Source organism: Prevotella corporis DSM 18810 = JCM 8529, from assembly GCF_000430525.1.
Lineage (GTDB): Bacteria > Bacteroidota > Bacteroidia > Bacteroidales > Bacteroidaceae > Prevotella > Prevotella corporis.
This window is the reverse complement of the sequence record NZ_AUME01000009.1, coordinates 22265-34798: the sequence shown is the minus strand read 5'-3', so window position 1 is coordinate 34798 and position 12534 is coordinate 22265. Positions and strand designations below refer to the sequence as shown.

At 45.2% G+C, this 12534-nt stretch carries 10 protein-coding genes; 4 read left to right on the top strand and 6 right to left on the bottom strand.

All coding sequences use genetic code 11. From position 1 onward, the window contains the following. The first annotated feature begins 437 nt into the window (after window positions 1-437). Together H515_RS0102825 and H515_RS0102820 are read left to right on the top strand one after the other, a co-directional pair. Entirely contained in the window at window positions 438-1394 is a 957-nt protein-coding gene (locus tag H515_RS0102825) for an aldose epimerase family protein (protein ID WP_025875383.1), read from the top strand. A 59-nt stretch (window positions 1395-1453) separates the two neighbouring features. Next, complete coding sequence (locus tag H515_RS0102820; RefSeq protein WP_025875385.1) at window positions 1454-2317, top strand: hypothetical protein; 864 nt, start codon at window positions 1454-1456, stop codon at window positions 2315-2317. Window positions 2318-2836: 519 nt separating this feature from the next. Here H515_RS0102820 and H515_RS0102815 read toward each other — a convergent pair. Both H515_RS0102815 and H515_RS0102810 read right to left on the bottom strand, forming a co-directional pair. Beyond that, window positions 2837-3721, bottom strand: a complete 885-nt coding sequence (locus tag H515_RS0102815; protein WP_025875387.1) for a carbon-nitrogen hydrolase — start codon at window positions 3719-3721, stop codon at window positions 2837-2839. Between the two features lie 42 nt (window positions 3722-3763). Next, the gene (locus H515_RS0102810) at window positions 3764-4846 is read right to left on the bottom strand and encodes an agmatine deiminase family protein (RefSeq protein ID WP_025875389.1); all 1083 of its coding nucleotides are present in this window, start codon (window positions 4844-4846) and stop codon (window positions 3764-3766) included. A 604-nt stretch (window positions 4847-5450) separates the two neighbouring features. On the opposite strand from H515_RS0102810, the gene H515_RS0102805 reads away from it, so the two are divergent. Beyond that, window positions 5451-6260 (top strand): Nif3-like dinuclear metal center hexameric protein, encoded by an 810-nt coding sequence (locus H515_RS0102805; protein WP_025875391.1) that lies wholly within the window; start codon window positions 5451-5453, stop codon window positions 6258-6260. A gap of 33 nt (window positions 6261-6293) precedes the next feature. Further along, on the top strand, window positions 6294-7115 hold the full coding sequence (locus H515_RS0102800) for a zinc ribbon domain-containing protein (RefSeq protein ID WP_028901565.1): 822 nt from the start codon (window positions 6294-6296) through the stop codon (window positions 7113-7115). Window positions 7116-7680: 565 nt separating this feature from the next. On the opposite strand, the gene H515_RS0102795 is transcribed toward H515_RS0102800, so the two are convergent. The 4 genes from H515_RS0102795 to H515_RS0102780 form a co-directional block, all read right to left on the bottom strand. Then, entirely contained in the window at window positions 7681-9597 is a 1917-nt protein-coding gene (locus H515_RS0102795) for a heavy metal translocating P-type ATPase (RefSeq protein ID WP_025875394.1), read from the bottom strand. A gap of 73 nt (window positions 9598-9670) precedes the next feature. Further along, window positions 9671-9883 (bottom strand): heavy-metal-associated domain-containing protein, encoded by a 213-nt coding sequence (locus H515_RS0102790; RefSeq protein ID WP_025875396.1) that lies wholly within the window; start codon window positions 9881-9883, stop codon window positions 9671-9673. 109 nt (window positions 9884-9992) lie between these two features. Continuing rightward, window positions 9993-10556, bottom strand: a complete 564-nt coding sequence (locus H515_RS0102785; RefSeq protein WP_025875398.1) for an AraC family transcriptional regulator — start codon at window positions 10554-10556, stop codon at window positions 9993-9995. Continuing rightward, window positions 10553-11944, bottom strand: a complete 1392-nt coding sequence (locus H515_RS0102780; RefSeq protein WP_025875400.1) for an MATE family efflux transporter — start codon at window positions 11942-11944, stop codon at window positions 10553-10555. The genes H515_RS0102785 and H515_RS0102780 overlap by 4 nt, the downstream gene beginning before the upstream one ends. Window positions 11945-12534 lie beyond the last annotated feature (590 nt).

The window sequence follows — 12534 nt, the reverse complement described above, 5'->3', positions numbered from 1 at the left end:
GTAAAAATAGCAAGAAGTAATTACATGGCAAAATATTTAATATTAAACTATTTAAAAAAGCCATTTTCTTTTATCTTCACTCTTATTTTCTACTATGAATGCATAATTGGTACAGCCCTTACCACTTGCCGTAGATGGCAGTTCGACACAATCGTTTGGGGAATTCCATTGAAATAAGACATAGATTATGAAGTGACTAACAAGTCCTTGGAAGGTAAAGACACACGCTACAAACCATAAATCATTAATCTTGTGCAAATACTATCAATCAAAATTGGAAAATTACAAGATTTTTTATATATTCGCAACATATTTAACCTGAACGTTAATGCTATTGATGCAAATGACACACCAGTAGGTTCGACCTCTAAATATAAAAGGTGGAAACAACAATGGTGTTTATCTCATAATAGAAATATAATAAAAAAGCATAAACAATGAAATACATCGGTATAAATCTCATAGCCAGTTTGCTCGTAATGGCAGCGCAAGCACAAGAGATAAAGACATACCGTCTCGTCAACAATACGGGAATGGAGGCTATCTTGAGCAACTACGGAGCACGGTTGATGTCGCTAACGGCATCAAACTGGAACGGACGCTTACAGCCGGTTGTCAAAGGCTATAAGGACATCAAGGCCTATCTGCGCGAGCCTGCTCTTGGTGCAACTCTTATCTGCAATGATGGTGCGTTGAAAACAACCTTGGCCGAAAAGACATGGGATGTCGTCAGTGCCGATGAGCAATCGGTCACTTTCCGATACAGTAGTTTTGAGGATGAGAAGGGATTTGAAGGCAAGATGAATTTCTCCGTCACTTATACTCTCTCGGACCAAAACGCATTGGATATACATTACCAGGTGACTTCGACCGTTGCCACGCACTACACGCTCACCAACGGTATCGTGTTCAATATTGGCGGGAATCCTGCCCGGTCAATACTGAAACAACACCTTTGGATTGACTCATACAAGACGAATCTCTTCAATGAAGATATGCAATTGACTGGCGAACAGAATTACATTCGCCGAACGCCCCTCAACTTCATTCAGCCAAGGGAGATTGGCGAACGAATCAACGGCCTGAAATCGGGCTACAGACACGCTTTTCAACTCCGTCATCCAGGCAACGTCCAAAAACCCGCTGCAATCATTTTCGATGCACAAAGCGGCAGGGCTATGACTGTTTACACGTATGAACCGACGTTGAAGATTGACACCTACGGAAAGAAAAGCAAAGGGATATCGTTCCAGCCACTGCACAAAGGATATGATGAGGACAAGGAAGAAATCAATGCTACGGTTGAACCTGGACAGGTTTTCCACACCGTCACAGTATTCATCTTTACCACCGAAGTGCCAGTAATGATGGAACAGGGCACAGCCGTGAAATAAAGCCTAATAAGTTTTAAAATTTTTGGTGGTTCATTACCTATCAATTAAATTTGCAGCAGATGAGAAAGATTTTTATCATAGCAGCAATCATAGTACTCGGCATGCCTTTGCATGCTCAGGATGTCTATGATGGGGATAACCAAGGACAGCCTTCGGTTGAGCCAATTGAATCTTCACGCCTGCAAGGACCAAGGGAGGCTACCGAAGCCGAGAAGGAATATGCTCGCAGGCTGGCCGAGGATCGTGCGCAACAGCAACAAATCGACCAGAACCTGCCGATGATCGATGAGAACGGACAGGCCATCACCAACAATGACCTATATTATCCCTATTGGGACTATGGGTGGGGGTGGAACTCATGGCGACTGCACAAGGGCCTGAATGTCAATATCGGCGCATCGGTTTTCGCCAATTTTGGTGATGGGTTCGGACATGGTGCTGGCTTCACTCAGGATATTTCTGTCATGTATGTAACCAACCTTTCCAAGAAAGCAACGTTGGCCGTAGGCGGTTACTTCAACAACATGATTTACGGCAGCAACAATTACACATCGGCTGGAGTCAATGCCGTCTTGGGGTATCGCTTCAACGAACATTGGAGCGCATACGCCTTTATTCAGAAAGCTTTCACATCCGACAACTTCGACCCCTGGGTCATGGGCTACGGCACATTCGGCAACGGATGGGGCAGATACGGCATGGCTTATAGTCCTATTTATGCAGGATGGGCATACAATCCTTACATGGGATATGGCTATGGACAGGCTGCTAACCGGTTTATGGACAGAATCGGTGGAGGTGTGACATATCAATGGGGCGAGCATAATCAAAATTCAATCTCCATTAATGTTGAGGTTGATCGCATGCCGCAACCCAAAAACCATTTCTACAACACCCAGAGGTTCGACTACCCAGTTAGATAACAATAAATAGCAATCCCTATAAGCTCCAACTTATAGGGATTTTCTTTTACTTCCAAGCGACAGGCATCCAACAACAAGGATGGTTTGACCGATTGACAGCACTTGAGCATTGACTGTCATGAGTTCGATTTGTAAATAGAATTTACCAAAAAGATGACATGTTCCACTCTCGGTTTTAGGAAAGCAATATGCGAAAAACCATCTTTTGACAGGCAAAGACTAACCCAAAACAGACTAAGACGACGTTAAAACTCACTCGTTGGTCATCTTTCATACAACAACACATGACCTATCGCTCGTCGAAAGGGCATCTATCACCATGCAAAAGCTATAGCTATCAATCGTCATATTCACGTTTTTTTACCATCGGTACGAACCTATAGAAATGCCAATCATCATAACACATTGAACAACAACTGAATACCTATTACCTCAAAATTCGTTTATTTGAAATCGAAAGTGTAGAGCACCCAAAATAATGGCTCTTTTTTCAGACGATCGTCAAAGATTTTCGCAATGCTAATCGATGAAGCGACGTACTATATCACCATAGTTTTCAATCCGGCGGTCACGAAGGAAGGGCCACCAGCGACGCACTTCCTCGCTATGATCCAAGTCGATACTGACAATGAGACTTTCCTCATCATCGTCACAAGCCTGATAGTGGAGCTCTCCTTGTGGACCGGCAACGAAGCTGCTGCCCCAGAACTGAATGCCATTGGTCTGCCCACTTGGGTCAGACTCGTGCCCTACTCTGTTCACAGCCACCACCGGCAAGCCATTGGCAACGGCATGACCACGCATGACGGTAGTCCATGCTTCACGCTGACGCTGCTGCTCTTCATCGGAGTCACTGCTTTCGTAGCCGATTGCCGTAGGATAGATGAGAATTTCAGCTCCCTGCAGTGCCATCATACGCGCAGCCTCAGGATACCATTGGTCCCAGCAGACAAGCACTCCCAAACGGCCTAAGCTGGTATCGATGGGCGTGAAGCCCAAGTCGCCTGGCGTAAAGTAGAATTTCTCGTAATAGGCCGGATCATCAGGAATGTGCATCTTGCGGTATTTTCCCGCTATCGTACCATCCTTTTCAAACACCACTGCAGTATTGTGGTAAAGTCCTGCGGCACGTTTCTCAAAAAGCGAGGTCACGAGCACTACCCCACACTCCCTTGCCAATGAGCCATAGATTTCTGTTGACGGACCGGGGATGGGCTCAGCCATGTCGAAATTGCCGACGTCCTCTACTTGACAGAAATAAAGTGAGTTATGAAGTTCTTGAAGAACAATGAGTTCTGCACCACGACTGGCAAGATCTCTGATGCCCTCAGTGATATTCTCTATATTCTTTTGAGTGTCAGCTGTATTGTGAAGCTGGAGCATTCCGATATTGATTTCTCGCATTTTTTTGAAATTAAAGAGATTTGTAAATCTGTCGATAACGTACTATGACAGGGCAAGACAGCCTTCAGGGAACTGCATCGTTAGGCAATGGAGTGAACCATGCTGACGAACCACCGTCGAGGCATCAATACCGATGATGTCGTAGCCGGGGAAGGCCTCGCCAATTATTCTCATCGCCTGTTCGTCTTTAGATGGCTGGTTGTATGTCGGGACTATGACCGCTCCGTTCAAGATAACGAAATTAGCATAGGTTGCTGGCAAACGCTCCCCTTCATCATAGACAGGGGTGGGCAACGGAAGTTGAAACAGACGATAGGGCTGGCCTTCCACTGTGCGCAAGCTCCTCGTCTGCTCGTCCAACGCTTTCAAGTCATTATAATGTGGATCAGCGATATCGTCACAACTGATGTTCAACAAGGCATTGTTAGGGCCACAACGCAAAATTGTATCGATATGCCCGTCCGTATCATCGCCCATCAATTCGCCGTGATCAATCCAGACAACTCGCTCAATACTTGGGAAAAGCAAGAGCAGACGTTGTTCGATGTCATCCTTTGAGAGCGGCTGATTTCGATGCGGAGCTGTCAGACAGGCCGTAGTTGTGAAAAGAGTCTGCTTGCCATCGGTCTCAATCGATCCACCTTCAAGCACAAAATCCTTATGGTTTTCCAATGCACCGTTGAACGTGCCTGCGAAATAAAGCTCTCGATTAATACAGTTGTCTTTGTCAGCACGGAACTTCTCTCCCCACCCATTGAAGCAAAAGTCGTATAAATGGTGATGGACAGACAAACCGTAGGTCGGGCCAGATGGAACAAGCGTCAAGGGGGCGACATCGCGCGCCCATGTATCATTGTTGTCGCACTGACGAAAGACAACCTTTTTGATTTGGTTTGAAGTGAGGCGGCTGCCCAACAATGTCCTAACATCTTCAACATGGCGCGCCACTATCAACAGATTCTCGTAACGTGTGATAGTCTCCGCAAGCTGCAAGTAGGTCTCTGTAATCTCCTTCAGACAGGGGTTCCAATCCGTTTCCTCATGTGGCCAAATCAGCATGATGCCACTTTGTCGCTCCCACTCGGCCGGTAGCCGAAAGGTTAATTGCTTTTTACTCTTATCCACCTTAGCAATTACATTGTTATTTGTTGCAAAGTTAGGAAAAAAGATTGAACATAGACCTTACCGTATGTTATTTTTCCTGAAAGCAACAGTCAGCTATGGCCAGCAAAACCACATCAAAAGCCCGATTTTTCCTGCTTGATAAACATCAATTTGGTTGACCGATATCAAAATATGACTAGCTTTTAACGAGTTTCAAGTCTTTTTTGTGGTATTGTTATCTAAATTGAGGCTAACTTTGCAACCAGGAAATAAAGAATCTTCAATAAGTACACTGTTTTACTAAACACACTTTGCATTGTTTTTCAACTGAAGAATAGACAAGCAAACATACAAGAGAAAGGAAATGATTATGATAAAGAAAATAATAAATATGTTAAGTATCAAGCGAATTGCACAGTATTACATCACTTCATTACACATGTATAATATCGGCCGTATCAATTGTCCGGCATAAGAAAACAGCACAAAAGCAAAGCGACTCCTCACCTCAGACAAGAGGAACAAACAGAAGTAGATTATAACAACCACACAAATCTTTTAAAAAGAATTATGAATTGATATATTGCTATTTAAGTTTAAATTCGTAACTTTGCACTCTAAACTTATGCGTAGCGTGAAAATAAAGGAAGTAATTGATGCCCTTGAACGATTCGCGCCTCTGCCCTTGCAAGAAGACTATGACAATGCCGGCTTGCAAGTTGGATTAACAGAGACGGAAGTATCAGGGGCTTTATTGTGTCTTGACGTGACAGAGCAGGTGATTGACGAGGCAATAAGCCTCGGCTGCAATCTTATCGTGGCCCATCATCCACTGATTTTCCGAAAATTGGCCCAAATATCCGATGCGAACTTTGTTCAACGTATCGTGATGAGGGCGATCAAGAACGACATTACCATTGTTTCCATGCACACGAACATTGACGCCGCAGCTGGTGGGGTGAACTTCAAGATTGCCGAAAAGCTCGGATTGAACGACGTCAGGTTCTTTGGCAAGAAGCAGTCGGTGATGGTTGAGAACACGGAGGTGAAAGGAGGCGAGGGAGTCATCGGAACTTTTGCCCAGCCGATAGCTGCCGACGACCTGATACTGATGCTCAAACGGATTTTCGCCGTTGAGTGCATACAGGCCAATCAGTTGCTACGTCGTGAGATAAAGACCATAGCTCTCTGTGGCGGAGCGGGCTCATTCCTGCTTGAAAATGCAATTTCCGAAGGCGCTGATGCCTTTATCACAGGCGAAATGCACTACCACCACTACTTCGGTCATGACCAAGAGATTCAGATTTGCGCCATTGGGCACTATCAGAGCGAACAATTCACCAATGAGGTATTCAAGGAAATCATAGAGTCTCATTGTCCAAATGTCACCTGTTTCATGACAAAGGTGAATACAAATCCCATCATCTACCTATGATATTAAAATCATTCATTATAATATAAGAAAACTATGGCTAAGAAAGATCCCAAAGATTTTCCTGTTGAAGACAAGCTGAAGAACCTTTTTCAGTTGCAAAGCACACTGTCGGCAATCGACGAAAAGCGCGCATTACGTGGCGAATTGCCACTTGAAGTACGCGATCTTGAGGACGAGATTGCTGGTCTGAACACACGCATCGAGAAGATTAAATCCGAGATTGATGACTTTCAGCGTGCTGTCACACAAAAAAAAGCTGACATCCAGGAAGCTCAGGTAAGTTTAGAGCGCTACAACAAACAGCTCGACTCTGTTGCCAACAATCGTGAATACGACACACTGACGAAGGAAATCGAGTTCCAAACTCTTGAGATTGAGTTGTGCAAGAAGAAGATTGATGAGGCGCAGACAAGAGTTCAGGAGCGTCAAGAGGACTTGGCAAACAATGAAGCCATCCTTGACGACAGACAGAAAGCCTTGGAAGAGAAACGCAACGAGTTAGAGGAAATCATGCAAGAGACTCGTGAGGAAGAAGATAACCTGAAGGAAAAAGCAAGCGAAATCGAAACAAAGATTGAGCCAGGACTTCTCCGCAGTTTCAAACGAATCCGTAAAGGTGCTCGCAACGGATTAGGTATTGTCTATGTACAACGTGATACATGTGGCGGTTGCTTCAACAAGATTCCACCTCAGCGACAGCTTGACATAAAGATGCACAAGAAAATCATCGTCTGTGAATATTGCGGACGTATCCTTATCGACCCTGAATTGGCAGGTGTCAAGCTCGAAAGTGCAGAAGAGAAACCCAAGAAGAGAAGAACTTCGCGCAAGAAGAAGGTAAATACAGAGGATTAACTCTCAACTATCTGAAGTTAATCAGCCTCAATACAACCATAAAAGAGAGTATGTCGGTATCAGACAACTCTCTTTTTTTATCCTGCAGTCTGCCCCTAAGTTCAACAGTGCATCACCAGATTCCCACCTATTGCTACTGTCACGCAACACATTCCACAGCTTTCGAGTTGCTAGCCAACAGCTATCATATCACGAACTATCTATTATCAGCGATTATCATTCATGGCAACAGAAGGGCGAAATTCATCTGTCCTAAAGACATTCCGAATCTCCCGGAGGACAAAAGCTTAGCTATCATAATACAAAAGGTCACCCTTCACACAACGATAGGTGACCTATTGCGCTGTAAAAGCTGACCTTTTGAAATCCTTTCACAATATTGCTGACAATCAATGGGTTACAGAACTACTCAAAATAGCGTTCTTTCTACTTGTGAAAACCGACGCAACGTTTTGCTATTCAGAGGTAAAAGATATTCGAATCGCCACGGGAGCTCAATAATCAGTTCAGTAGCCAATGTGAAAAAGGGGCACGATATTTATCCAAGTTCTATGATTTGCAATTGTCACATATATTTCAGTCGCAAACTGTTGAGCACCACACTCACACTGGAAAATGCCATCAATGCACTCGCCCATGAAGGAGTTATCTGCCAATCGATGCCGAAAGCATAGAGCAAGCCTGCTGCAAGTGGAATGCAAATCAGGTTATAGATGAAGGCCCAAAATAGGTTTTGCCATATCATCCTTACGGTGTGCCTGCTAAGTTTTACGGCATCGGGAAGCATTTGCAGATCATCCCCCATGAGAGTCACCTGTGCTACGTCCATGGCTACATCCGTTCCCTTGCCAATTGCAATGCTGGCATTGGCCAAGGCAAGCGCCTGCATGTCGTTAACTCCGTCGCCAACCATTGCCACACACTTGCCATCGGCTTGCAGCTCCTTCACGAGCTTTTCCTTATCCTGTGGCATGACCTGGCTTTTATAATGCTTTATACCAGCCTTCGTTGCCCAGTAGCCGACGGCCTCTTCCTTATCGCCACTCATCATATAGACTTCTATTCCACTTTGCTGCAGTTCCTCCATGGCTTTCCTCGCATTGGGTTTCAACGTCTCACGGGCATCAAAGGCCAGACTGTCAGCCTTCGTGAAGTCAACATTCTTGTTGGGAATCGTCAGAGTTCCAGTTTTGTCCGTTACAAGCACATCTATCTTGCGCAACACCTCCAAAGCGCTGGCATCCTTGATGAGGATTCCCTTATCGGCGGCTTTGCCTATTCCCACCATCAGTGCGGTAGGTGTGGCCAATCCCATTGCACAAGGGCACGCTATAACAAGCACCGACACAGCCGAGACTATCGCTTGTGGCAGATAGGCATAGCCACCAATAAGCCACCACAAAAGAAAAGTAGCCAGGGCAAGACCCGTCACAACGGGAACAAACACCAATGCAGCCTTGTCAACAATGCGCTGAACCGGCGCTTTTGACCCTTGCGCTTCCTGAACCATACGAATGATATGCGCAAGGGCAGTGTCCTCGCCTATTTGCCTTGCCTTCATTCGGAATTTTCCTTGACTTGGTATCGTCCCTGCCATCACACGGTCGCCCTTGCGCTTGTCCACTGGAGTCGGTTCGCCTGTCAACATACTCTCATCGACATATGCCACACCTGCCGTCATGAAGCTTTCAGCAGAAAGAACCTCGCCATCGACAGGCACTTTCTCACCAGGGCGAACCTCAAGGATATCTCCAACTTCAATGGTAGATAATGGAACTTCCTCCACTTGATCACCGTTGACGATGTGGGCGGTCTTGGGGGCCAGTCCCATCATCTTCCTAATGGAGGAAGCTGTGCCGTCCTTTGCCTTTTCTTCCAGCAGCCTACCCGTGAGAACGAAAGTGATTATCATCACCGAAGCATCGAAATAGGTATGCCATACTATACCGCGGGTGGTCCAAACCTCATCGCCCCAGAACGTATTGAAAGCACTGAAAAGGAAAGCGATGCACGTTGAGAGGGCGACAAGTGTGTCCATGTTCGCCGTTCGGTGCCTGAGTTGCCTGAAAGCACTCACGTAAAACTGTTTTCCGCAGTACAGAAGGTTTGCCAAAGCTATCAGCATGGCGGTCTGATTGGTCATCCTCGCTGAGCCAAGGTCTATCCAACGCATTGAGATAGCCATGCCAATAATGGCAAACAGCCAGGATATGATGGTCTTACGCCTCAACAAAACGTACTCCCTTTTTTCTATCTCCTCGACCGACTGGCCATCATCGATAATTAGATTGTAGCCGATTCCGTTGATTTCTGCTTTCATATCCATGAGCGAAATCTGCTCAGGGTCGTAGTCAACCAGTGCCGACCGCCCCGGCAAGGAGACGGTTGCGCTCGTTATTCCCGGCAAACTGTTAAGTTTTCGTTCAACGTTGGCAGAGCAAGAAGCACATGCCATGCCAACAACAGGTATAGTTCTCTTCATAAAACATCAATTAAAAATTACGATTGAAACCATTACGTCGTTACTTCGCTGCTGACAGGCAACAGCTTGCCAGCTATAATGTCAGCTCATACCTGCCGCAACTATCTACAACCTCTTTAATTTGTTGTGGGGTTACGTCATTCTCTTCAAACTCAATCGTAACATTGGCATCGACGAGGCTTACCTTTGCGTCCTGAATACCTGACAAAGACTTTAATGATTGTTCAACGTTTGCCTTGCAGTGCTCACATTTCATTCCGCTAACTGAATATATTTTCCTTACCATAACTTTAATATTTAATTGTGAATAATAATTTATCTGCTACAAAGATAAGCATTAAATCACCTCAGTCTGTTATAATTTTATGGGTAAGACTTATAAGATTTCGCATCGTTTATACCTTGTCAATGCTCGTTCGGTTATTCTCTTTCAAAGCTTTGAATTGTGATGGAGTCATGCCCGTCACGCTTTTGAACTGCGTTGAGAGATAAGCCGCTGATGAATAATTCATCTGTAAGGCGATCTGCGATAGTGAAAGTTCGTCGTAACGGATAAGTTCCTTGACCCGTTCGATGCGCAACTCTATGTAATAGCGTTCTATTGTCTTTCCCTCCACTTCAGAAAAGAGTTTAGAAAGCGTATTGTAGTTCTGGTGAAGCTCGTCCGAAAGATATTCGCTAATGTTCAAAGGAGAATTAATGTCTCTGTGATGAACCTGCCGAATCAGAGCGTTTTTTACCAATTCGATGGTCTTCTGCCGTCTGTCACTGAGCAATTCGAAGCCCAATGCTGCCAGTTTTTCCATCAGCTCAACACGCTTCTCCGTTCCCAGCTCCCCCTCAATCAGCACTTCGCCCAAGTCTATGCGTTGCGGAGACAAGCCCAATTCTTGCAATAGCTTATCGACCACCATCTTACAACGATCGCAAACCATATTTTTGATGTACAGTCTTGTCATAATTCCTCCTGTTTTGTATGTTGATTCACCGTCGTTCCTCGAACAACTTCTTCTCTTGCGAATTCTTTGAAGGTATATATCATGATGGGAATCGTCACAGCAAACGACAGCACATCACTGACAGCCTGACACATTTCGACTCCCAACAACCCGAAAAACATGGGCAAAGTAAAAATCAGAGGTATGAAAAACAACCCTTGCCGGCTAGCTGCAAGGATATTGGCACGTACTGGTTTCCTACACGTCTGTGCCAGCATGTTGCTGCCAATGATAAAAGGACAGAGCGCATAGGTGCAGAGTTGCCAGCGGAATGCCACAACACCGATGGCTATCACCTCTGGGTCGTTGCGGAAAAGCCCTATCAGCGAACTGCTAACCAGCCACCCAACAACAGTAACACACAACAGAAAAATGGTTCCTAACTTCAGCGTGAACCTAAAGGCCTCGCGCAAACGGGAATAAAGTCCTGCTCCATAGCAAAACCCACAAATAGGTTGGAACCCCTGACACAGCCCTATTACTGCCGCCAACACAAGCATTGAAATACGGTTGACAATGCTCATGGCTGCAATAGTCGAGTCGCCATAAGCACCCGCTGCAATATTGAGCGACATCGTGGCAACACAGGCTAATCCCTGACGCATGAGCGACGGGCTGCCACCAAAGAAAATCTCCTTGATAGAATGCCACGAGGGAGCGAAGTTCTTGATGTGTATACCGATGTTCTTTCTATGCCGAGTCATAAAGAACAAGATGAGAAACGAGGAGAACTGCCCTATGATGGTGGCGAGAGCTGCCCCTCTTATGCCGAGATTGAAGGTAAAGATGAATAGTGGGTCAAGGCTGATATTCAGAATGGCACCTGCGACAATCCCATACATGGCATAGTTGGCATTACCTTGGAAGCGCAACTGGTTGTTCAGTGTGAGAGAGGAGGTAAGAAAAGGCGCACCCAGTAGAACGATACCCATGTATTGTTCGGTGTAAGGCAAGATTGTCGGCGTGCTACCAAGCAGCAGCGAGAGTGGCTGCAGAAAGATGAGACCGCCGATAAGGATCGCCGTACCCATCAAAAACGAATAAAAGAATCCGTTAGAGGCCATCTTCACTGCATTATCGCGCCTTCGCGCCCCCAACTCACGGGAAATATAGTTGCCAGAGCCATGACCAAAGAAAAAGCCACACGCCTGAATAAAGAACATGATGGAGAAAACAACACCAACGGCAGCAGTCGATTGGGTATTGAGCTGACCGACGAAATAGGTATCGGCAATATTGTAAAGGCTCGTCACCATCATCGAAATAATGGTTGGAACCGACATTTTTATGACCACGTGGCGGACAGGCCCTTGGGTCAGAAGTTGGTAATTATCTTGTTCTTTCTGCATCTTAACTACAAAGGTACAAAAAAGGAGACAGATAGACCAAAGAGAAGTTTTAATTTGAGCTAAAACAAATCTCACAACCTGACGACTGTTCATACTTTGGTTTGATAGCAGAGGTCTTAGTACTTTGCAAAAATTGTAGTGAATTCAGTGGCCGTTCTTTTCCGCCTTATTAAATAAGGTATTACGACGACAAAAGATTCGGGTGCCGTTGCGCTGTCATTTTTCGTAAAATAATTTTACTTTCTCTTCTCAATTACTAAGCCTTCATGTGGCAAAAGATGAGCTATCGCACCACAAAAGGTCAGCTATTGCAAGACGATAGGTGAGCTTTCATAAGCAAAAAACTAATCAGCTAATATCCAAACAGTTGAAGGCTCGGAAGTGAAAGACTTTTTGTAAAAATTCTTTACTAACTGGAGACATACGAAACGATTGCTTGGCAAGGGCTTTCCGGCATGCTAAACAGCGGTTCTGTCTTAGCGTCTGTTCGATGATTGTAAAAACAATTGGGGCTGAAAAGATGTAACGAACTTATGATTGTATGACAAAAAATAATGCGAGATTAGCCATTGTCGGCCCATCTCGCACCA